The 22319-nt window shown below is 69.0% G+C and carries 20 protein-coding genes; 12 read left to right on the top strand and 8 right to left on the bottom strand.

Annotation, left to right across the window (positions count from 1 at the left end):
• Window positions 1-52: 52 nt before the first annotated feature.
• Window positions 53-988: a universal stress protein gene (locus DPV79_RS29695; RefSeq protein ID WP_021159144.1), complete on the top strand. Its 936-nt coding sequence runs from the start codon at window positions 53-55 to the stop codon at window positions 986-988.
• A 545-nt stretch (window positions 989-1533) separates the two neighbouring features.
• Here DPV79_RS29695 and DPV79_RS29690 read toward each other — a convergent pair.
• Window positions 1534-2022 carry a hypothetical protein gene (locus DPV79_RS29690; protein ID WP_113047151.1) on the bottom strand — a complete coding sequence of 163 codons (489 nt, stop codon included), beginning with the start codon at window positions 2020-2022 and terminating at the stop codon, window positions 1534-1536.
• 554 nt (window positions 2023-2576) lie between these two features.
• Here DPV79_RS29690 and DPV79_RS29685 point away from each other — a divergent pair.
• Window positions 2577-2831, top strand: coding sequence for a DUF3562 domain-containing protein (locus tag DPV79_RS29685; protein ID WP_059683489.1), 255 nt, complete (start codon window positions 2577-2579; stop codon window positions 2829-2831).
• A gap of 354 nt (window positions 2832-3185) precedes the next feature.
• The gene (locus tag DPV79_RS29680; RefSeq protein WP_113047150.1) at window positions 3186-4985 is read left to right on the top strand and encodes a methyl-accepting chemotaxis protein; all 1800 of its coding nucleotides are present in this window, start codon (window positions 3186-3188) and stop codon (window positions 4983-4985) included.
• A 58-nt stretch (window positions 4986-5043) separates the two neighbouring features.
• On the opposite strand, the gene DPV79_RS29675 is transcribed toward DPV79_RS29680, so the two are convergent.
• Window positions 5044-6081: a sigma-54 interaction domain-containing protein gene (locus DPV79_RS29675; protein ID WP_059683847.1), complete on the bottom strand. Its 1038-nt coding sequence runs from the start codon at window positions 6079-6081 to the stop codon at window positions 5044-5046.
• A 382-nt stretch (window positions 6082-6463) separates the two neighbouring features.
• Between DPV79_RS29675 and DPV79_RS29670 the strand changes: the two genes are divergently transcribed.
• Entirely contained in the window at window positions 6464-8455 is a 1992-nt protein-coding gene (locus DPV79_RS29670) for a hybrid sensor histidine kinase/response regulator (protein ID WP_113047165.1), read from the top strand.
• Window positions 8456-8819: 364 nt separating this feature from the next.
• Window positions 8820-9431 carry a DUF4142 domain-containing protein gene (locus tag DPV79_RS29665; RefSeq protein ID WP_113047149.1) on the top strand — a complete coding sequence of 204 codons (612 nt, stop codon included), beginning with the start codon at window positions 8820-8822 and terminating at the stop codon, window positions 9429-9431.
• Between the two features lie 21 nt (window positions 9432-9452).
• Here DPV79_RS29665 and DPV79_RS29660 read toward each other — a convergent pair whose 3' ends face one another.
• The 3 genes from DPV79_RS29660 to DPV79_RS29650 all read right to left on the bottom strand — a co-directional run bounded on the left by DPV79_RS29660 (window position 9453) and on the right by DPV79_RS29650 (window position 11068).
• Window positions 9453-9959 (bottom strand): PRC-barrel domain-containing protein, encoded by a 507-nt coding sequence (locus DPV79_RS29660; protein ID WP_113047148.1) that lies wholly within the window; start codon window positions 9957-9959, stop codon window positions 9453-9455.
• A 65-nt stretch (window positions 9960-10024) separates the two neighbouring features.
• On the bottom strand, window positions 10025-10456 hold the full coding sequence (locus tag DPV79_RS29655) for a CBS domain-containing protein (RefSeq protein ID WP_027791577.1): 432 nt from the start codon (window positions 10454-10456) through the stop codon (window positions 10025-10027).
• A gap of 363 nt (window positions 10457-10819) precedes the next feature.
• Window positions 10820-11068 carry a hypothetical protein gene (locus DPV79_RS29650; RefSeq protein ID WP_021162008.1) on the bottom strand — a complete coding sequence of 83 codons (249 nt, stop codon included), beginning with the start codon at window positions 11066-11068 and terminating at the stop codon, window positions 10820-10822.
• 140 nt (window positions 11069-11208) lie between these two features.
• Between DPV79_RS29650 and DPV79_RS29645 the strand changes: the two genes are divergently transcribed.
• The 5 genes from DPV79_RS29645 to DPV79_RS29625 all read left to right on the top strand — a co-directional run bounded on the left by DPV79_RS29645 (window position 11209) and on the right by DPV79_RS29625 (window position 17297).
• Entirely contained in the window at window positions 11209-11508 is a 300-nt protein-coding gene (locus DPV79_RS29645; protein ID WP_113047147.1) for a hypothetical protein, read from the top strand.
• Window positions 11509-11814: 306 nt separating this feature from the next.
• Window positions 11815-12126: an ATP-binding protein gene (locus DPV79_RS29640; protein ID WP_111943579.1), complete on the top strand. Its 312-nt coding sequence runs from the start codon at window positions 11815-11817 to the stop codon at window positions 12124-12126.
• 201 nt (window positions 12127-12327) lie between these two features.
• Window positions 12328-13209, top strand: coding sequence for a MipA/OmpV family protein (locus tag DPV79_RS29635; RefSeq protein WP_021162747.1), 882 nt, complete (start codon window positions 12328-12330; stop codon window positions 13207-13209).
• Window positions 13210-13305: 96 nt separating this feature from the next.
• Window positions 13306-15000, top strand: a complete 1695-nt coding sequence (locus DPV79_RS29630) for a VRR-NUC domain-containing protein (RefSeq protein WP_113047146.1) — start codon at window positions 13306-13308, stop codon at window positions 14998-15000.
• Window positions 14997-17297: an ATP-dependent DNA helicase gene (locus DPV79_RS29625; RefSeq protein ID WP_113047145.1), complete on the top strand. Its 2301-nt coding sequence runs from the start codon at window positions 14997-14999 to the stop codon at window positions 17295-17297. Before DPV79_RS29630 ends, DPV79_RS29625 begins: the two co-directional genes overlap by 4 nt.
• 44 nt (window positions 17298-17341) lie before the next feature.
• Here DPV79_RS29625 and DPV79_RS29620 read toward each other — a convergent pair whose 3' ends face one another.
• Window positions 17342-18112: an IclR family transcriptional regulator domain-containing protein gene (locus DPV79_RS29620; RefSeq protein WP_021162744.1), complete on the bottom strand. Its 771-nt coding sequence runs from the start codon at window positions 18110-18112 to the stop codon at window positions 17342-17344.
• Between the two features lie 9 nt (window positions 18113-18121).
• Between DPV79_RS29620 and DPV79_RS29615 the strand changes: the two genes are divergently transcribed.
• Together DPV79_RS29615 and DPV79_RS29610 are read left to right on the top strand one after the other, a co-directional pair.
• The gene (locus tag DPV79_RS29615) at window positions 18122-18469 is read left to right on the top strand and encodes a hypothetical protein (protein WP_113047144.1); all 348 of its coding nucleotides are present in this window, start codon (window positions 18122-18124) and stop codon (window positions 18467-18469) included.
• A 27-nt stretch (window positions 18470-18496) separates the two neighbouring features.
• Window positions 18497-19108: a hypothetical protein gene (locus DPV79_RS29610; protein ID WP_113047143.1), complete on the top strand. Its 612-nt coding sequence runs from the start codon at window positions 18497-18499 to the stop codon at window positions 19106-19108.
• Window positions 19109-19218: 110 nt separating this feature from the next.
• Here DPV79_RS29610 and DPV79_RS29605 read toward each other — a convergent pair whose 3' ends face one another.
• Window positions 19219-20520 (bottom strand): UDP-N-acetylglucosamine 1-carboxyvinyltransferase, encoded by a 1302-nt coding sequence (locus DPV79_RS29605; protein ID WP_027791585.1) that lies wholly within the window; start codon window positions 20518-20520, stop codon window positions 19219-19221.
• Window positions 20521-20725: 205 nt separating this feature from the next.
• Complete coding sequence (shiA, locus tag DPV79_RS29600; protein ID WP_113047142.1) at window positions 20726-22027, bottom strand: shikimate transporter; 1302 nt, start codon at window positions 22025-22027, stop codon at window positions 20726-20728.
• Window positions 22028-22319: the final 292 nt, after the last annotated feature.

Here is a 22319-nt window from a genome sequence, read left to right as displayed (position 1 = left end):
CGAAGCTCCCGTCGTCGTTCCGCGACGACGCGCACGCACGGAGGCCTTCGCCATGCAGCCTGCCCAGCCCATCCCGACGCTTGCGCGGATCGCGCTGGCCGTCGATCCGACGCCCGAATCGCTGTCCGCCGCACGCTATGCGCGCACGCTGCTGCGTCCCGGCATGCGATTGCGCATCGTCTGCGCAATCGACAACCCCCGCCTCGTATTGCCCGACATCCCGCGCATCGACGCGCTGCTGACGTCCGCGCGCGAGGACATGATGCGCGAAGCGCAAGCCGTCAACGAGCGGATCGCCGCGCTGTTCGCCGATAGCGGGATCGAGGTCGAGCAGGCCATCGTCGATACGTCGGTGACGGGCGGCTCGGTGGCCGATGCACTGGTGAACGACACGTCGGAATGGCGCGCGGACGTGCTGATAGTCGGCGCGAATCCGCATCACGGGCTGCTGCGGCTCGTCGAAGGCGCGATGTCGGACACGCTGACGACACGCGCGCGCTGCGCGCTGCTGATCGTGCCGGCCGCCTATGCGCTGCCGTCGAATGGCGGCCTGCAGCGGCTGATGTTCGCGGTCGACGGCAGTGAGCCGTCGCTGCACGCGGTGCGCGTCGGGCTCGGCTTCGCGACGCCGACAACGTTGCTGTACGCGGCATACGTGATCGATCGCGCGGTTCGTCTGACGGATATCGTGCCGGTGCGCGCGCTCGAGGATGCCTATCGCGCGGAGGGCGAGGATGCTCTCGCGAAGATCGGCCCGCTGTTCCATGCGACCGGGAACCCGACCAAGCGCAGTATCGTCGAAACCCGCCCGACCAGCGACGACGTGGCCCACGCACTGATGCGCGACGCCGTGCACTGGCGTGCCGAACTGCTGGTGGTCGGCACGCACGGCCGGCGCGGCATCGCCGCCTGGCTGATCGGCAGCGTCGCGCGTCGCGTGGCGCATCTCGCCCAGGTGCCCGTGCTGCTCGTGCGCGGTACCGAGTAAATCGCGCGGCGTCGAGATCGAAACCGGCCTGGTTTGATCTGCATCAGAAATGGCGCAAGTATCGCGTGAGACATTGACGGAACAACCGGCCACGCGGCCGGTCTGTCGTGCATGCACCGCGCAGCCGCGCGAGCGTCGAAGGCCGTGATCGACGGTGCGTTCACAGGCGTCACATCATTTTCCGGAGCCGCGACGTGCGATGCACGGCGCGTCATCCGGCCGAGAACTCTCTGGCACGAGGGTAGGCAGCCGTCGGCTGCCTTGGAGGACGGGCGGGGTGCATGTCACCCCGTCCGCTTTCCGCATTGGTGTTGTCGTTGGCCCCGTCTGAAGTGCATTCCCCGCAGGAATCGTTGTCATTGCGACCGTGTGGAACGGCGCGTGGTGATGCGTGATGGCGCACGGTCGCGCCGATGCGGATCGGTAAGGTCGCGGCAGGCTCACCGGCGCCGCGCCGTCGTCGTAAAGGCACGGCGTGCGGCAGGCGCTGCCGACGTTGCGCGGTGAGCAGCCATTCCACGGCCCCGTGCCGGCCGCTTGCCCGCTCAGCCGGTGCGAAGCATCGACCGCAAGTCGTGTCGCCGGCCTGCGCCGCGGCGTACCCGCGGGCGCTGGCGCGCGACGTGCAGCGGCGCGCAAATGCTGCATGTACGGTTGCGCAGGCGATTCGCATGCGGCCAGCCGGGGCGCGCCTTGCGGCGTGCCTCGACCGCAGCCGGCGCGTCGGGTGCGGCCCGTGCGCACAGTGCCGCGGCGAACCGTTGCAGCGCGAGAACCGAGCCCGCGACGCTCTGGTACTTTTCGCGGCCGATCTGCCCGTCGAGCGTGACGAGCAACCCGGCTTCGCGAGCGAGCGCAAGCAAGGTGTCGATATCGTCCGACGGACGGTTGCCGGCCGGCACGGCCCGGGCGGGCAGGGCGCGCGTGTTGCTCGACGGACGGTTGCCGGTCGGCACGGCCCGGGCGGGCAGGGCGCGCGTGTTGCCCGACGCGCGCCGTTGGCCGTCCCGGCCCGGTAAGTTGCGATGTGCCATGGTTGGTCTCCTGCGCCAGGCCCCGCATGCCGGCTCGACGGCCGGCTGAGCGATGACCTGTATGAACGTTTCGTCCATGTCACCAGTATCGTGGGGCGCCAGTACCCTGCCAAGCAGCGTGCGCTGAAGTCGCTGTCAGGGATTGCGCGGCGCGTATCGGAATCCGCTGACACGCGGGGCGCCCGATCGGCCGTCCGGGCGACAATCCGGCCCGTTCGTTCCGACGAATGGCCGGCGCGTGGCGGAGCGCGCTTGACGCATGATTTCGGCCGGTCTAAGTTCGCGAATGCATCGGCGTCGAGCAGCGTCCCATCGTTCGCCCGCCGGCCGGTGCCGCGCCCCGGGGTGGCGTGGCAGGTTTCCAGTCTCGTTCGCGGGCCGTTTGCGCCGCGAATCTTGCGCGGCCGGTTCGGGGACGGATCGGCGCGGCGGCACGCAACGTGCCGTTGATCGCGCGCAAACACGCGCCGGCGCATCGCACGCCGCGCGGCCGTTCAGTCTTTAAGCTTCCAGTACCTTCTTCTTTTCGTTCCTCGACCGTCAGGAGTCCGTCGATGTCCAAGGACAGTTTGCTCGATTCACTCAAGGAAGCCGCCAAACAGCGTGCGATCGGCGCGGATCAGTTGCGTGCGATGCTCGACGACGAAGTGCGCGTATTGTCGTCCGACGCGCGGGTGCACGATTACATCCACGTGTTCGCGATCCGGCACCTGCGCGAACGGATGCGCCGGCAGGACGAACTCGACAACGACACGCGGGCCGACGGGCCGCCCGCGGAAGCCGATCCGCGTCCGGGCCATCGCCTGTGACGGGCGTGCGCCGCGACTGGTGACAGCGCGGGGCGCGATCCGTCGCCGCGCCACGGCCGGGTTCCAGTCGACACGCGTGCATCCGTCGACCGGGAACCGGCCTGTCTCAACCTCCTTTCCGGCTCCTCCTGCCCACGCCAGCAGGTACCGTCGACGCGTCCCGGCAGCGTGCGCGCACGGCGCAGGACGGTGCACCCATCCTGACGATTCGCCGACGATCCGCTGACGATCGGCAATGCGTTTTGTCAGACGTTTCACTGAATTGTCACAGCAGCCTCAAGTAAGCGGCGCGATTGCCGTTTACCCGGTGAATTCGTCCACCGGGCGTTCGCGCTCCCTTACCGAGTCGTTGCCATGTTCTCGTCCATCCGCGCCCGCATCCTCACCGCGTGCGTCGCCATCGTCGTATTCGCGCTCGTCGCCACCACGCTCATCAACTACTTCATCGCGCGCTCGTACAACGACGACGCGATCGACCGCAACCTGACCTCCGTCGCAAGCGGACACGTGGTCGGGATCGCCGACTGGGTCGCCACCCGGAGCCGGATGATCGCGTCGCTGCAGGATGCCGCGCTGACGCCCGATCCGCTGCCGGTGTTCAAGCAGATGGCCACGGCCGGCGGCTTCACGAACGTCTACGCGGGCTACGCCGACAAGGCGTTCCACTTCTCCGACCCGACCGGCATCCCGCCCGACTACGATCCGACCGGCCGCCCGTGGTACAAGCAGGCCGCGCAGGCCGGCAAGCCGGTCGTCACGCCGCCTTACGTCGATGCCGGCACGGGCAACCTCGTCGTCACGTTCGCGGTGCCGATCCTGCGCGACGGCACGCTGAAGGGCGTCGTCGCCGCCGACGTCGCGATGGACACCGTGATCGCGAACGTGAAGTCGATCCACCCGACGCCCGCGAGCTTCGGGATGTTGATCGACAGCAGCGGCCACGTGGTCGCGCACCCGGACCCGAAGCTCACGCTGAAGCCGGTCGCCGACGTGTCGCCCGAACTCGGCGCGACGAACGGCGCGACGATCGCGGCCGCGACGGCGCCGGTCGAGGTGAGCGTCGGCGGCGACGCGAAGCTGGTGCGCGCGCGCCCCGTGCCGGGTACCGACTGGTACGCGCTGGTGCTGCTCGACAAGAACGAGGCGACGGCCGGGATGCGCTCGCTGCTGACCGCTTCGCTGATCACGCTGCTCGTGATCGTCGGCGTCGCGTCGCTGATCATTGGCGCGATCACCGCGACCGCGTTCCGCCGCCTGTCGCAAGTGCGCCAGGCGATGGCCGCGATCGGCTCGGGCGCCGGCGACCTGACGCAGCGCCTGCCGGCCGACGGCCGTGACGAAGTGGCCGACATCGCACGCTCGTTCAACAGCTTCGTCGACAAGCTGAACGACGTGATGCGCGAGATCCGCGATGCGAGCGAATCGGTGCGCACGGCCGCGAACGAGATCGCGGCGGGCAACCAGGACCTGTCGTCGCGCACGGAATCGGCGGCGGCGAGCCTCGAGGAAACGGCCGCATCGATGGAAGAGATCACCGCGACCGTCGGCCAGTCGGCGGCGGCCGCCGGCCAGGCCGACGAACGCGCGGCAGCCGCGTCGCGGATCGCGTCGCACGGCGGTGTGGTGGTGTCGGACGTCGTCGCGACGATGGAGAAGATCGAGGAAGCGTCGGGCCGGATCGGCGACATCATCGGCGTGATCGACGGGATCGCGTTCCAGACCAACATCCTCGCGCTGAACGCGGCCGTCGAAGCGGCGCGCGCGGGCGAGCAGGGCCGCGGCTTCGCGGTGGTCGCCCAGGAAGTGCGCAGCCTCGCACAGCGCAGCGCGCAGGCCGCGCGCGAAGTGAAGGTACTGGTCGAATCGACGGTCGCGAGCGTGTCGGCCGGGTCCGGGCAGGTGCGTCAGGCCGGCGATACGATGCGCGAGATCGTCTCCAACGTGGCGAACGTGACGACGATCATCTCGGAGATCACGCACGCGGCGAACGAGCAGACGCGCGGCATCCAGGAAGTGAATCGCGCCGTGACGCAGCTCGACGAAATGGTGCAGCAGAACGCGGCGCTCGTCGAACAGTCGACCGCCGCCGCGACCGCGCTGCAGTCGCAGGCGAACGCGCTCGCGACCACGGTCGGGCGGTTCAAGGTCGCGTAATCATGTTGCGCCACGCGCAGCCGCGGCATGCGGTGCGCGGGCGATACGGCCGCGCCGCTCAGGAGCGGCCGTTGTCGCGCATCAGCGCGAGCCGGTTGTAGAGCGTTTTCAGGCTGATGCCGAGCGCTTTCGCGGCGCGCGGCTTGTTGCCGTCGAAGTGGCGCAGCGTCGCCGCGATGAAGCGCTGCTGCGCATGGTGCAGCGTCGCGCCGAGCGGCAGCGCCATCGTGTCCTCCGACAGACGCTCGGGCGGCACCGCCGGCTTCGGCAGCGTGACGTCGATGCCTTCGTCCGACAGGATGTACGCGCGCTCGATCGTGTTGTGCAGCTCGCGGACGTTGCCGGGCCACGAATACGCGCGCAGTGCCGCGATCGCCGCGTCGGTCAGCCGCTTGTGCGCGCGGTGCCGCGCGTTGAGCGCGTCGACGAACTCCAGCGCGATCGTCTCGATGTCGCTGTCGCGCTGGCGCAGCGGCGGCACGTACAACGCGAACGCGGCGAGGCGATAGAACAGGTCCTCGCGCAGCCGGCCGTCGCGCACGGCTTCGGCCGGGTTGTGGCGCGTGGCCGACACGATGCGCACGTCGAGTGGAATCGGCTCGGTGCCGCCCACCCGGACGATCGCATTCGATTCGAGCGCCCGCAGCAGCTTCACCTGCAGCGACACGGGCATTTCCGCGATCTCGTCGAGCAGCAGCGTGCCGCCGCGCGCGGCTTCGAAGAAACCTTCCCGCTGCGCGATCGCGCCGGTAAAGCTGCCCTTTTCGTGCCCGAACAATTGCGATTCCGCGATATCGGGCGGAATCGCGCCGCAGTTCACGGGCACGAACGGGCCGTCCCGCCGGGCACTGAGATCGTGCAGCCGGCGCGCGACGATATCCTTGCCGACCCCGCTTTCGCCGGCAATCATCACGCTGGCGCGGGTCGGCGCAATTTTCTCGATGCGGCCGAGCAGCGTGCGCATCGCGGACGAGCGGCCCGACAAACGGCGGCCGTCTGCACGCTGCTTCGAACGGTTTGCGGTATCTCCCATCGGCATTAGCGGGTCGTTTTGAAAATCGGCATCACCCGTTCCGTTGATTGCAATATTTATCATCGACAGCGAAACGACCACGAAGGTGCCTCGGAATAGAAATTTCCAATGTGTGCGGCGGGGGCGGAAGAAACAGGCCATCGATTCACGGCACGAATTGCGGCCCTTCCGGGATCGAGGGGTACATCGGTGCTTTTTTACAGCGCTCCGATGAAAAAGACGGTCGCGACGCCTTGCGTCGATGCGTACCCCGATACCGGCCGGCGCCCGACCGGCCGCGGCCTGCGGAGCAGCCAGGCAGGCTGGCGCCGGCCGGCCGCCTGAAGCAACGCATCGGGCATGTCGCTTGCTGATGCCATCAGGCTCGCCCGGCACGCTCGACGGCAGGTCGGTCGACAAGCGGCATGACGCCGTGCGACGGGAGCCGGCGCGAGGCAAGGATGCAATGAGAACCCTGACCCGTGAGCTGTTACGGCAGGGTGCATGGGTTGTGCTGGCCGTCGGGCTGGCGTCCGCGCTGCAGGCGTGGACGGTTCGCGTCGTCGGCGAGCACGCGCCATTTGCGCCGCTGCCTTTCTATGCAGGCGTTGCGGCCGTCGCATGGCTGGCGTCGTTCGGCGGCGGCCTGGTCGCGGCCGCCGCGAGTGTGGCCGTGATCTGCGCGCTCTGGTGGCGCAATGCGCCGCTGGCCACGCTGCTCGAACAGGCCGGCGCGTTCGTCGCGATCAGCTTCGTCGAGTGCGTGCTCGTGATGGCCGTGAAACCGCTGCTCGCGAGCGATCGTCTCCGCGAAATCCATGACGATGGCGACGCCGGTGCCCGCGAGCCGCATGGCGAGCCTTCGCCGGCCGCGCGCGTGCCCGTACCCGACGACGTCCTGCTGCGCCGGGTGGTCGACGCGTCGCCCGACGCGATCGTCGGCGTCGATACCGCACACCGGATCACGAGCTGGAACCCGGCCGCGCGACGGATCTTCGGCATCGATGCGGCGCAGGCCACCGGGCTCGACGTTGCCGAGCTGATCGCGCCGCGCTGGTTGAGGCGGCATCCGCTGTCCGGATCGTTCGCGACGCTACGTGCGCCGGTCGGTCCGCTCGACGTGCTGTGCGTACGACGCGACGGCGGCCGCTTTCGTGCGACTTTCGCCGCATCGCCGATCGTCGATGCGCGGGGCGACTGCACGGGGCTGTCGATGACGCTGCGCGACGCGCACGAACGGCGCCGCGGCGAGCGGCGCAACATGCGCTCGCTGCGCGGCGCGCGCGACGCACGCGCACAGGCGGACGCGTCGAACCGGCTGAAGGACGAACTGCTCGCCACGGTGTCGCACGAACTGCGCACGCCGCTGAACGTGATCTACGGCTGGGTCGAGGTCCTGCGCAACGTCGACGGCGAAGGGCTCGCGCAACAGGCGGTCGACGCGATCGATCGCAGCGCGCGGTCGCTGTCGCACATGGTGGCCGACCTGCTCGACGCGTCGTCGCTCGCGACGGGCCGGTTGCGCCTCGAGCGTGTGCCGGTCGATCTCGTGCGGATCGTGCGCGATGCCATGCGGGAACTCGACGCGACGGCGCAGGCGAACGGGCTCGACCTGTCGACGAAATACGAAATGGCGACCTGCGTGATTCCGGCGGATCGCGAGCGCGTGCGCCAGATCCTGTCGAACCTGCTGTCGAACGCGATCAAGTTCACGCCGTCCGGCGGCCGCGTCGTCGTGTCGCTGACCCGGGCCGGCGAGCGCGTGCGGCTGTCGGTCGCCGACACGGGCCAAGGCATTGCGCCGGAATACCTGCCACACCTGTTCGAGACGTTCAGCCGGCCCGAACGCGCGTTCGCATCGCCGAGGCGCGGCCTCGGGCTCGGCCTGTCGATCGTGCGCAACATCGCGCAACTGCACGGGGGCGAGGTCGTCGCGACGAGCGCGGGCACCGGGCGCGGGACGACCGTCACGGTCACGCTGCCGGCCCGGTGGGATGCCGACGATCCTGCCGAGGACCTGCTGCACGCGGCCGGCACGCCGGATACGGTGGCGCTCGACGGCCGGCGCGTGCTCGTCGTCGACGACGACGCGACCTCGCGCGCGAGCCTCGCCGCGGCACTCGAAACGATGGGCGCGCAGGTGTCGACCGCGCAATCGGGGCACGACGCACTCGAAGTGGTGGAACAGGATGCGCCGAACGTCGTGCTGTCGGATCTCGCGATGGCGGACGGCGACGGTTTCTGGCTGCTCGACCGCATCCGTCATTTGCCGGGTGGCAGCGGGCGTCTGCCCGTCGTCGCGGTCACGGCGCACGCCGGCAATGCCGACCGGCACCGCGTGATGGCCGCCGGTTTCGACGCGTATCTGTGCAAGCCGGTGGACATGCCGACGCTGGCGAGCGTGATCGCCGATGTCGCGCCGGATGCCGGGCACGATCGGAACCCGCGTGACCGGTAGCGGCAGGGAGCCCGGGCATCCGGCGCTATCGACGTGCAGGTTCGCCATCGTGTGGCCGAACTGACGGGCAGCGTATCCGACGAACTGCGGCGTACGACGTCGGCGGCGTGAGCGGCGTACTCGACAGGCGGCAGATCCGCCGGAAGCAACGTGACGCACCGGCAAAGCACCGGGCCGGTCGCGCGCCGCGTGCGCGCGGCCCGACCCGGTACTTTGCCGGGCAGGAGGGATCGACATGGACACCATCATTGCCGGCCGTTTTTCGACGCTCGGGCAGGCGCAACACTGCGCGGAGCGGCGCCCGGCGTGACGGGAAGGGAACCCGCGCGACCGGCGCGTTCCGTCGAGACACACGGAGGTCGCGATGAAAGCGAACCGAACCCGCCGGCCGGCGGCGGCCGTGCTGGCCGCGGCCGTCGGCCTGCTGGCCGCCGCGTTCCCGCCGGCCCAGGCGTCGCCCGCTTCGTCGGCGCAGGTCGGGCCCGGTGTGATCCGCCCCGGCACGACGGCCGACGAGGCCGGCATGACGCAGCGGCCGACCGGTATCGACGCCGAGTTCGTCGACAAGGCCGGCATGATCGGCAAGGTGGAGCGGCAGGCCAGCCAGCTCGCGCTCGACCGCTCGTCGAACCCGGACGTGAAGGCGTTCGCGCGCCGGATGGTCGACGATCATCGACGGATCGCCGGCGAATTGCAGCAACTCGGGGCGGCCAAGGGCCTGCCGGTGCAGTCGCGGATGCTCGTCGATCCGGCCGTCACGGCATTGAGAACCAGGGATGGGCGCGCGTTCGACACGGCCTATGTCGCGCTGGCGGGCCCGCGCGCGCATGAAGCGGCGATCCGTCTCTACGAAGCGGAGGCACGGAACGGCCGCGATCCGCAGCTTCGCGCGTTCGCGGCCAACACGCTGCCGATGCTCAACGCGCATCTGGCGGCCGCCCGGCAACTCGAACGGACGGTGGCGGCCGCGCACTGACCGGCGTGACCGACGATCGCGTTACCGCTTGCCGCCTTTCGTACCTTCCGGACCTTCCGGCGACGCCTCGTACGGCGGCGAGTCGAGCGCCGTTTCGCCTTCCTCGATGAGCCAGTACGGCGAACTGCCGTAGTACGCGTGCAGCGCCTCGGCCCAGTCCGGATCGGCCATTGCCGGCCAGCGATTCCTGTCGAAGCCGGGGGCTTCGCGCACCCGTTCGGTGGCCACGGGCAGCACGAAGCATTGGCGCTCGACGTCGAGCACGAGGACGTTCCACGGCACCGCGAGCAGCTTGTCGCCGATCCCCGGCTGGCTGCGTGACGAAACGACCGCATACGCGATGCGGCCGGAACGCACGTCGAGCATGATGTCGTCGATCTGGCCGATGTCGTCGCCGTCCATCGTCAGCACGCGATCGCCTTCGAGCGTGCGGGCGGCCATCACGTCGGGCCCCGGCCCGCCGCCGGCCGTGCGGCGGTCGTTGCCGACGATGCGCGTGTCGTCGCGCGACGGTCTGTCGGTTGTCATCGAACACCTCCTGGTCGAAACGGCACCCGGGCACCCGGGCGGGTCGCCGATATGAACGGCGCCGGTCAGCGCCGGCGCGGCAGCGACACGTCCTCGAGCGTATTGGCCAGTTCGTCGCGCTCGGGGCCGCCCGCGCGCGTCGCGATGTCGCCGAGCGACACCATGCCGACCAGCCGCCGGTGACGGTCGAGTACCGGCAATCGATGCAGCTGCACGTCGGCCATCCGCTGCTGGACGTCGCCGACACCGTCGTCCTCGACGCACCATTGCACGGGCCTCGACGCAACCGCCTGCACCGGCGTATCGAACGAATGGCCGTGCGACAGCCCGCGCACCGCAAGGTCGCGGTCGGTCACGATCGCGACGAGTTCGTCGCCGTCGCAAACGGGCAGTACGCCGATATCGAAGCGCCGCATCAGCTCGGCCGCGTGGCGAATCGTGTCGGTCGGCGCGACGCACACCACGTCGCGCGACATGATCTCGGTGACGCGATACATGAAGCCTCCTTCGTGAGCGGGACGATGTGCAAGCAGATGGCGTGCCGCGCGCGTAACTCACATGCCGGGGCACACGCCGGGACACACTCCGGGCCTCGACGGCCCTGCGACGGAGAAATTTGCCAGCCCGCTTGTACATCTTCCACGGCGCAAGCCGCGAACGGGCCGTACAGGGTGTCAGTGGCCGATGCCCGTCATCGCGACGATCGCGAGCACCACTGCGCTTTCGATTGCCGCCAGCGCCGCGACGCCGGCGGCGCCGCTGATTTCATGCCATCTGCGTTCAAGGCGTTTCATCAGATCAACTCCGGATTGCTCCGGCGCGCCGCTGCGCCGCCGCGCAGCGCGAGCCGGGTGCCGCCGTCAGCCGTGATCGCGGGGCGGGGAAGGAACGTGCGGCGCGCGGCGTTCGTGCTCGCCGGACGGCCTGGCAGGGTCGATACGGGTCGCGCCGCCAACGGCGGGCGGGTCGCTGGCCGGAAACGTCTCCTCGAGTCCCTCGTCGATGCGCTCCTCCGTCTTGTCTTTCGACGGCGGGCGCGACGTGGCGAGCCAGAGCAGTCCGGCAGCCGGTGGCACGGCGTGGTGGCGGCCGGGGGCGTGAACGGTCATGGTCGAACCTCCTTGATGACGATTGAAGGCGCAAGCGCCGTGCCCGTCATGCATCGGCGGTACGGCGCTTGCGCGCCGGGGGCGGCGGACGGGCGCGGCCACGAGGCACGCGCCGTCGGCGGGGACGAGAGGACAACGTGATGGATGCATCCAGGGAAAGGATACGTTACGACGCGAACGTATGCGGCGGCGATTTCGGTCACGTGCGCGAGCGCTTCGACACGTGGAAACGCGAATCGCTGGTCTACCGGCCCGAGCGGCGCATGTTCGACGGCAAGGAGGAGGTGCGCGAACTGAACCGTACCGTCTACGACAGCCCGGCGCGCGCGCAGCGGGCGCTCGTCGGGCAATGCGCGCCGTCCGACCCGTACGCGCTCGCGGTGCGGCTGACCGCGGAAGGACGCACGATGTGGCTGGTGATGGCGGCCTGCGACGACTGAGCGAAGCCGCCGACGGGCGCGGCACGACAGCAGGCATGCTGCTTGCGCGCTCGCCGCGCCATCGAAATGCGCACGCCGCCGCGCAGGAGCGACATGAAGACACCATCCATGCTGCACCGCCCCGAGCCGACGACTCCCGACGTCGACCCGGACCCGCCGCCGCCCGGACACGACGATCCGGTCGACCCGCCGGTGCCTGACGGGCTGCCGCAGGGCGACCCGCCGTCGAACCCGCCGCCGATGCGGATGCCGGGCGGAAGCGGTGCGCCGCGACCGGCCGCGCGAACCTTGAAAAGGAGGACCGTCATGGACATTCACGTGCAATCGCCAGACAAGCGCGCGATCGCTCAGGTGCTGGGCCGCTATTTCGAATCGCGTTCGCTGCGCTATCACATCGAGGAACTGCCGGGCGGCGTGCTGCAGATCGGCTTTCGCGCCAGCGGGCGCCCGGTTGCCGTCACCGTGTCGTTCGACGATGCCGCGTACGACACCTATACGCACTGGGATGCGAGCCAGAAGCAGCTGGCGCTCGGTCGGCTCGCCGACGGCTTCTCGCGGATGATGTCATCACGCAGCCCGGCCACGCTGGCGGGCGACTATCACGTCGAACGATTCTGATTCGTCCCTGCTTCGCCGCTATCCCCGCGCGGGGCAAAGTGCCCGCGCGCAGCGGGCGCTTTGCGTCTGCGTGCGCGTCGCGTAGGATGTCCGTTAATTCAGCACACGCTACGTTCGCGCCGCAGCCTGGCAGCCGCTGCGGCCGAAGAGGCGCGTTGCGCTTCCCCTCAGGTTCGTTTCACGCAACCGACGGAGACCACCTTGGCCACAGTTGCTCGCCTGTTGCTGTCACCCGGCGCACGCCGGTTCGTTTCCGGCCTGTCGGCATGCGCGGCGCTTGCCGCGGCCGGCACCCGCGATGCGTCGGCCCAGACGCCTTCGCCGCTCGGCGAGTGGCAATACTCGGCGGGTGTGCCGCTCGAAAAACTGTTCGACCCGAACATTTCCACGTGGAATATCAGCGTGGGCGCCGCGATGACGCTGCAGCCGCGCTATGCGGGCTCCGACCGCTATCGCGTGATGGGCGGCCCGAACCTCGACATCCGCTATCGCGACCTGTTCTTCCTGTCGACGGGCGAGGGGCTCGGCGCGAACGTGCTGCGCGGGCCGAACTGGCGCGTGAGCCTGTCCGTCGGTTACGACCTCGGGCGCCGTTCGGCCGACGATATCCAGCACCTGAACGGCCTCGACAACATCAACGCGGCACCGGTGATGAAACTGGCGGCCGATTACGTGATCTCGAAGGAGTTTCCGCTCGTGCTGCGCGCGGATATCCGGCGCAGCATCGGCGGCTCGAACGGCTGGGTCGGCGATTTCTCCGCGTACATGCCGCTGCCGGGCAGCAACGAGCATTTCTTCTGGTTCGCGGGGCCGACCGTGTCGTTCGCCGATTCGCGCTACATGAACAGCTGGTTCGGCGTGAACCAGGGAGCCGCCGCGCGTTCGGGGCTGCCGGCGTATTCGTCGGGGGCCGGGATCAAGTCGTACGGTGCGGGCGTGACCATGGCCTGGTTCGTGAACAAGCACTGGTTCATCACGATCGACGGCGCGATCGAGCAGCTCGTCGGCCGCGCCGCGCGCAGCCCGATCACGCAGCAGTCGACCAACGGCGTGTTCGACATGTCGGTGAACTACCAGTTCTGAGCACGGCCGGGCAGCAGGGAGGCGATCGGGGCAGCGGCATTTCCCGTCACATTTGATATGATTCCGACCTGTACAAATGTACAGTGATCGATCCCCGTGACGCCTGCTTCGCCGACGCCCCCGGCGTTTTACTACCTGACCAATTTCGAACGCGCGCTGGCCTGGCTCGGCGCGCGTTACGACGACCTGTTCGATGCGCACGAGCACGCGTTCGTCCGGCAGTTCGCCGCGCTGCCGCAGGCGTCGCGCGCGCTGCTCGTCCGGATGCTGATGCGCAACGGGTCCGATTTCCGCGCGAGCAAGCTCGTGTACGACGAAATCGGCTGCGCGCTCGACGCGGCCGCGCCGCTCGTCGAACTCGGCTGGGTCGATCCGGCCCCCGTGCTGACGCTCGACGAACTGTTCGCGCTGTCGACCAAGGCCGATCTGCTGCGTATCTTCCCGGCACTCGCCGCGCACGCGGGCGAGCGCAAGCCCGAGTGGCTCGAACGGCTGCGGCCCGCGCACGATATCGCGCAACCGCTCGACGCGTGGTGCGCGCAGGCCGGCGACCGCGTGCTGCGCGTGACGGTCGGCGCGCTGTGCGACCGGCTGCGCCTGATGTTCTTCGGCAATCTCCACCAGGACTGGAGCGAATTCGTGCTCGCCGATCTCGGCGTGTTCCAGTACGAAAGCGTGCCGATCGCGCCGTCGTCGCGCGCGTTCCAGCAGCGCGGCGACGTCGACGCGTATCTCGCGCTGCAGACGTGCCGCGATGCGCTCGACGCTTGGCCCGACGATCTGCCGTTCGACGACCTGGTGCGCGCGATCGATGCGGTCGGCTGCGCGCAGCCCTGGCTCGCGACGCGTCGCGCGAAGCTGCTGTTCGCCCTCGGGCAGACGTGCGAGCGCCGTGCGGACTGGGCCGGCGCGCTCGACGCGTATGTGCGCAGCGCCTGGCCGGGCAGCCGCCATCGGCGCATCCGCGTGCTCGAACGCTGCGGGCGTGACGACGATGCGCTCGCGCTGGCGCTCGAGGCGCGCGGCAGTTTCGAGAGCGACGAGGAGCGCCAGCGTGTCGAGCGCATGCTGCCGCGCCTGCAGCGCCGGCTCGGCCAGCGCGTCGAACGCGCGGCCCCGGCGGCGGACGTGCCGCGCGAAACGCTCGTGCTCGCGCGCCCCGATGCGTTCGTCAGTGTCGAATTCGCGGTGCGCGACCATCTCGCGCTACCGGCTTCGCCGGTCCATTACGTCGAGAACACGCTGATCAATTCGCTGTTCGGGCTGCTGTGCTGGGAACCCGTGTTCGCCGCGGTACCCGGCGCGTTCTTCCATCCGTTCCAGCGCGGCCCGGCCGACCTGCACGCGCCCGATTTCGCCGTGCGCCGTGCGGACGCATTCGCCGCGTGCTTCGCGCAACTCGATTCGGGCGCTTATCGCGAGACGATTCGCCGGCATTTCGCGACGAAGGCAGGGCTGCAATCCCCGTTCGTGTTCTGGGGCGTGCTGAGCGACGCACTGCTCGACGAGGCGCTTGCGTGCCTGCCGCCGGAACATCTGCGGTTGTGGTTCACGCGCCTGCTCGCGGATATCCGCAGCAACCGTTCGGGGTTGCCCGATCTCGTCCGCTTCTGGCCCGGCGAGCGCCGCTACGAACTCGTCGAGGTGAAAGGCCCAGGCGACCGCCTGCAGGACAACCAGACGCGCTGGCTCGCATACTGCGTCGCGCACGGCATTCCGGTGCGCGTGATCGATGTCGAGTGGGCCGGCGCGGACGTCGCGCCCGTCGAAGCGGCGGGCCTGTCCGCATGAGCTACGTCGTCGCGGTGCGGGCGATGTGCGAGTTCACCGCGCGGCGCGGCGATCTCGACCTGCGCTTCACGCCCGCGCCCACCGCGCTCGAAGGCATCGCCGGCCACGGCGCGGTCACGTCGAACCGCGGCGCACGCTACGAAACCGAGATCGCGCTGACGGGCACGTGGGACACGCTCACCGTGCGCGGCCGCGCGGACGGCTACGATCCGGTGGCGAACCGCCTCGAGGAAATCAAGACCTTCCGCGGCAGCCTCGACGCGATGCCGGCCAACCACCGCGCGCTGCACTGGGCGCAGGCGAAGGTCTACGCGCACCTGATGTGCAACGCGCGCGATCTCGCGGAAATCGACGTCGCGCTCGTCTATTTCGACATCGTGTCCGAGCGCGAGACGGTGCTGACGCAAACGCTGGGGGCGGCAGAGCTCGCCGCGTTCTTCGCCGAGCAGTGCGCCTGCTTCGTCGGCTGGGCCGAACGCGAGACGGCGCATCGCGCGGCGCGTGACGCGGCGCTGCGCGCGCTCGCGTTTCCGCACGGGCAGTTCCGCAGCGGCCAGCGCGAGCTGGCAGTGGCCGTCTACCGCGCGGCCCGCGACGATCGTTGCCTGATGGCGCAGGCGCCGACCGGCATCGGCAAGACGCTCGGCACCGTGTTTCCGCTGCTGAAGGCCTGCGGCGAGGGCGAACTCGACCGCGTGTACTTCCTGACCGCGAAAACGCCCGGCCGCGCGCTCGCGCTCGAAGCGGCGGCGACGCTCGGCGCCGGCACGCCCGCGCTGCCGCTGCGCGTGCTGGAACTCGTTGCGCGCGACAAGGCGTGCGAGCATCCCGACAGTGCGTGCCACGGCGAGTCGTGCCCGCTTGCGAAGGGTTTCTACGACCGGCTGCCGGCCGCGCGCGACGCGGCGATCGAGGCCGGGCTGCTCGACCGCGACACCGTGCGCGCGGCTGCGCTCGCGCACGACGTCTGCCCGTATTACCTGTCGCAGGAACTCGCGCGCTGGTCCGACATGGTGATCGGCGACTACAACTACTACTACGACGGCAGCGCGATGCTGCACACGCTCGCGCAGCAGAACCAGTGGCGCGTCGGCGTGCTCGTCGACGAAGCGCACAACCTGCTCGATCGTGCGCGCAAGATGTACAGCGCATCGCTCGATCCGTTCGCATTCGCGGCCGCGCGCGAGGCCGCACCCGCCGCGCTGCGCAAGGCCTTCGACCGGCTTGCCCGCGCGTGGGGCACGGTCAATCGCGCGCAGGCCGAGCGTTATGCCGCGTATCCGGAGATACCGGGCCCGATCGTGTCGGCGTTGCAGAACCTCGTCGCGGCGGTCGGCGAGCACCTGGCCGACGCGCCGCGCGCGAACGGCGACGCGCTGCTGCGGTTTCATTTCGAGGCGATCCAGTTCGGCGTGCTTGCCGAAGCGTTCGACAGCGCGTCGATCTTCGACGCGACGCTGCACGGCGAACCGATGCCGCGCCAGCCGGCGCTCGACGGCGTTGCGTCGGCCGGCCGCCGGCGCCGCGTCCAGTCGACGCTCTGCGTGCGCAACGTGATTCCGGCCGGCTTTCTCGCGCCGCGCTACGAAGCCGCGTGCGCGACCGTGCTTTTCTCGGGCACGCTGAGTCCGTTTCATTTCTACCGCGACACGCTCGGGTTGCCCGGCGACACGGGCTGGCTCGACGTCGACGGGCCGTTCCGCGCCGAGCAGCTGACGGTGCGCGTCGCGAGCCACGTGTCGACCCGCTGGCGCGACCGCGACCGGTCGCTCGAACCGATCGTGGACCTGATCGCCGCGCAATACGCGACGCGGCCCGGCAACTACCTCGGGTTCCTGAGCAGCTTCGACTATCTGGGGCGCGTGGTCGCGCTGATGCAGGCACGGCACCCGGACGTGCCCGTCTGGGCGCAGGCGCCCGGCATGACGGAAGGCGAGCGCGACGCGTTTCTCGCGCGCTTCGACGCGGGCGGGCGCGGCGTCGGCTTCGCGGTGCTGGGCGGGGCGTTCTCGGAAGGCGTGGACCTGGTCGGCGAGCGGCTGATCGGCGCGTTCATCGCGACGCTCGGGCTGCCGCAGGTCAACGACGTCAACGAGCAGATGCGGCGTGCGATGGACGCGCGCTTCGGCAACGGCTACGACTACATGTACCTGTATCCGGGCTTGCAGAAGGTCGTGCAGGCGGCCGGGCGCGTGATCCGCACCGAGCACGACGAAGGCGTCGTGCATCTGATCGACGACCGCTACCGGCGGCGGGAGGTGCGCGATCTGCTGCCGCGGTGGTGGCGGATCGGGTGACGGGGGCGCGACGCTGCGCGCGGCTTTCCCGTACCGGCACGTCGCTACAGCACGTTGAGCATCGCGAGCGCGGCTTCCTGCAGATGCGGCAGCACGCGCCGCACGGCTGCGTCGGTCGTCTCCGCACCGATCGGCATGTTCGTGCTCAGCGCGGCGACCACTTCGCCGTGACGGTTCTTCAGCGGCACCGCGATGCCGCGCACGCCGACCTGCAATTGCTGTTCGATCGCCGCGAAACCGGCGTCGCGTGCCTGGTCGACCTGTTCGAGCAGGCGCGCCTTGTTGGTGACTGTGTGCGGCGTGAACGGCGGCAGTTCGGTGTCGTCGAGCCATGCGCGCACGGCTTCGCGATCGGGATGGTGGGCAAGCAGCACGACGCCCGGCGACGTGAGCGGCGCCGGCACGCGCGCGCCGAGCACGAAGCCGGTCGTCATCACGCGCGACACGCCGTTGCGCGCGATGAACACGAGCTCCCAGCCGTCGAGCACGCTCACATACGCCGATTCGTTCAGCGACGCGCTCAGTTGCTGCAGATAGGGCTGGACCGTGCGCGGCAGGCGCGCCGAATCGAAGTACGACCAGCCGACCCGCAGCACGCGCGGGGTGAGGCCGTACAGCTTGCCATCGGTGTACACGTAGCCGAGCGATTCGAGCGTCAGCAGATAGCGCCGCGCGGCCGTGCGCGTGAGACCGGTGCGCGCGGCGGCCTGGGTGGGCGTCATGCGCGCGTGCTGGCTGTCGAATGCCTCGAGGATCGCCAGGCCTTTTTCGAGGCCGGCAATCCAGTCGCGTCGGTCGAGTTCGGGCTTTTTCATCGTCGGAAGGTGGCGTCTCGGTGCGCGGTAATCGCGCGTGAGTGGGCGATTATCGCGCGAATTTCACCGGAGGCGATCGCCAACCTGAAGGCGTCGATCGAGTCGACGATTTCGATCTTCGGCGTGATCGAGCATGTGACACCGATCGATCTCGGCGGTGGCGTGAAGGGGCAGGAAACCGTGTATTCGCCGAAGATCGGCCCCAATCATGAGCGCGTCAGGCTGTACATGGCGCTCGGTGATACGCCGAACTACCGGATCGGCCTGACGTGTGCGACCTGTGTGGAAGACATGCCGCAGGCCTTGCCGCTGTTCGGCGGCATCGCGGGGACGATCTCGCTGGCGAAGCCGCGCTAGAATCGCTGCCTCGACTGGAACACAACAATGAAAATTCGCGAATCCGTGTTGGCCGTGCTCGTCGCGGCCGTGCCGCTGCTTGCCGCGGCGAATCCCTCGTCCGGCACGCCCCTCCCGAAGCCGGCCGTCGACGTGCGTGCGTGGCCGCGCATGACGTCGCCGAAATTCGGCTGTTACGTCGAAACAACCTTCGGCTACCGTGACAAGCGCTTCAATTGCGCGCTGAAGAAGTACCGGAATACCGGCGATGCGTGCGGGAACACGAAGGCCTACTACGAAGGCCCGGTGTTCCCCGACCGGCTCGCGGCCGGCGTGCATCCGCTCGCGACGAAGGTCGAACTGGACTGGGAGCACGGCGATCTGCAGATGGTCACCGTCACGCTCAAGGGAACCTGGAACGAAGCGGACGTGCGCAAGGCGTTCGGGCTGCCGCGCGCGGAAGCGCGCAAGCTGACCGACGCGGAGTTGCGCTCGGCGCCGGGCAACCTGATGGACACGAGTGTCCAGTATCCGTCGTCCCCGCTCGACGAAAGCCTGGCGAAGCGCCCGAGCAACCCGGCGCGCGGGACGACGGCCGTGATGCTCTACGGGTTCGACCACATGGGCGCCGGCGATGCCGATTGCGGGGGCGGCGAGTAACGGGGGAGCGGGCGGCGGGAGAGAGATGGGAGAAGGCGGCTGACACAGCCGCCAACCGGGTGCGGGCGGCGGTACGGCGCTCGTGTGGCGTACGCCGTACCTTCAGCGTCTTACTCGCTGCTCGTCCATTCGACGTTCGCGCCGACCGAGCGCAGGTTCTCGACGAAATGCGGATGCGCGCGGCGAATCGGCAGCGCATTCATGATTTCCGAACGGCCTTCGATGCTCGCGGCCACCATCAGCAGCGCGATCGCGACGCGGATGATGTACGGGCTCTCGACGCGGGCCGGCGTCAGTTGCAGCCCGCCGAACGTGATCAGCCGGTGCGGATCGGACAGCAGCACGTGCGCGCCGAACTTCGACAGTTCGCCGGACCAGCCGAGCGCGCCGTCGTAGACCTTGTTCCAGAACATCGCGCTGCCTTCCGCGCGCACGCCGAGCGCGATGAAGATCGGCAGCAGGTCGACCGGCAGGTACGGCCACGGCGCGGCTTCGACCTTGGTGAGGATGTTCTGCGTGAACGGCCGGCGCACGCGCAGCGGGCCGTCGCGTTCCGCGCGCGACCAGCCGTCGCGGTGCGTGACGTTGACGCCGAACTTCGCGAACGTGCGGTCGATCAGCGGGAAGTGTTCGGGCGACGAGTTGCGTACCGTGATGTCGCCGCCGGTGATCGCGCCGAGCGCGAGGAAGGTCGCGATTTCGTGGAAATCCTCGGCGAAGCGGAACTCGCCGCCGCCGAGCTTGCGGCCGCCCGTCACGCAGAGCCGAGACGTGCCGATCCCCTCGATCGCGACGCCGATCATCGCGAGGAACTGGCAGAACTCCTGCACGTGCGGCTCGGACGCGGCATTCATCAGCGTCGACGTACCATTCGCGGTCGTCGCGCACAGCGCGAAGTTTTCGGTGGTCGTCACCGACGCGTAGTCGAGCCAGTGATCGTTGGCCGTCAGCGGGCCATCGGTGCGGACGATCAGCGAATCGGGCGTGCGCTCGATGTGCGCGCCGAAGCGCTCGAACACCTCGACGTGCGGATCGATCTCGCGCACGCCGAGCGTGCAGCCTTTCACGTCGTTCTCGAGGCGCGCGACGCCGAAGCGCGCGAGCAGCGGCGGAATCAGCATGATCGACGAACGCATCGCTTCCGGCAGCCGATGGACGGCCGGATCGAATTTCGTGTCGCGATGGTGGAGTTCGAGCAGGCCCGTCGTGAAGTCGACCGACACGTCGCTGCCGAGCGTGCGGAAGATGTCGAGGATCTTGCGCACGTCGGTGATGTCCGGCACGCCGATGAGGCGCAACGGCTGGTCGGTCAACAGGGTGGCGCACAGAATCGGCAGGACGGCGTTCTTGTTCGCGGACGGCTTGATGTCCCCGCGCAGCGGAGTGCCGCCGTGGACGATGAGATTCGACATGATATGGGGGCGTATCGGTGACTGACGTAGGCCCATATGATGCCATTGGTCGGCGGGCGGCGTGGAATGTTCAGAGGGGAAAAGGGGGAATCGGGGCGTATAACTGACAGTGTTTGACGTCGCGCGCACGACGAGCGACGCCGTTGGCGGCCGCCATCGAGCGTTGCGTGACGGCCGGCCACGGTGGGGGCCGGCCATCGGGTCGTTACTGCGCTGCCCGCATCCGCGCGGCGACGATCAGCGAAATCAGGCAGCCCACCGCGAGATAACCGGCGACGAGGTGCCACGAGCCGCCTGCCACGCTGACGAGGCCGACCGCGATGAACGGCGTGAACCCGCCGCCGACCACGCTCGCGAACTGGTAGCCGACGCCCGCGCCGCTATAGCGGTATTCGGCGCCGAACAGCTCGGTGAACAGCGGCTGCTGGACGCTCACGACCATGTCGTGCGCAGCGTTCGCGAGCAGGATCGAGAAGATCACGATCCACGCGATCGACCGCGCCTCCAGCGCGAGGAAGAACGGCACCGCGGACGCGACGCCGATCAGCGCGCCGATCAGGTAGATGCGGCGCAGGCCGTAGCGGTCGGCCAGCCATGCGAAACACGGGATCGTCACGCAGCTCACCGCCCCCACCAGCAGGCCGATGTTCAGGAACAGGTCGCGCGACATGCCGAGGTTCGTCGTCGAATAGCTGAGCGCGAACGCGGTGACGATGTACATCGTGAACAGCTCGGCGAGCCGCAGCGCAATGATCAGCAGGAACGCCTTCGGATGGCGCGTCAGCGCCTCCAGCACCGGCAGGCGCAGCTTGCGGTTGCCGTGCTCGACCTTCTCGACGAACTCCTGCGATTCGTCCATGTTCTTGCGCACCCACAGCCCGATCAGCACGAGCACGATGCTGAACACGAACGGCAGGCGCCAGCCCCACGACTTGAACGCGGCCTCGCCGAGCGTATGGCTCAGGATCGACACGATGCCCGTGGCCAGCACGAGGCCGACGCCGTAGCCGACCTGCACGCCGCTGCTGTAGAACGCCTTCTTTTGCTTCGGCGCGCTTTCGACGGCCATCAGCGCCGCGCCGCCCCATTCGCCGCCGACCGCGAAACCCTGGATCGCGCGCATCAGCACCAGCAGCACGGGTGCCCACCAGCCGATCGTCGAGAATGCCGGCAGCAGGCCGATCGCGACCGTCGACAGCCCCATCAGCATCACCGTCAGCACCAGCATCCGCTTGCGGCCGAGCCGGTCGCCGTAGTGGCCGAACACGATGCCGCCGAGCGGCCGGAACAGGAAACCGACGCCGAAGGTCGCGAACGCCGCGAGCGTGCCCATCGTCGGGCTGACTTTCGGGAAGAACTCGGAATTGAATACCAGCGCGGCGACGATCCCGTACAGCAGGAAGTCGTACCAGTCGACAACGGCGCCGACGAAGCTGCCGATCGCGGCCTTGCGGGCCTGGCTGCGGGCGCTGGCGGCGGCGTCGAGGGTGTCGAAGGTTGGGGTCATGGCGGTGTCTCCTGGCACGGCGCATCGTGGAATCGTGGCGGCGCCGCGTCCGATGCTGCATTGAAGTCGATGAGTGAACGGAGAATAGGGCGCGCGCCGTACGGCGGCAATTGGCCAATCGGACAAGATGCGCGATTATCGTACAAGTCCGTGCGATTATCGAACGCTTTTCGGGTTTGCACTAGGCGGTGCGACGATATCCCGTTTGGCCAGGGTGTGCCGCCGTGAACGATCTGGTTAAAATCTGCAGCATTGAGAACTTGCCCGTTCGGAGCGGATGCGGTCGCCACGT

Source organism: Burkholderia reimsis (genome assembly GCF_003294055.1).
Lineage (GTDB): Bacteria > Pseudomonadota > Gammaproteobacteria > Burkholderiales > Burkholderiaceae > Burkholderia > Burkholderia cepacia.
Note: the sequence above shows the minus strand (reverse complement) of the source record. Positions and strands in the feature narration are given on the sequence as shown.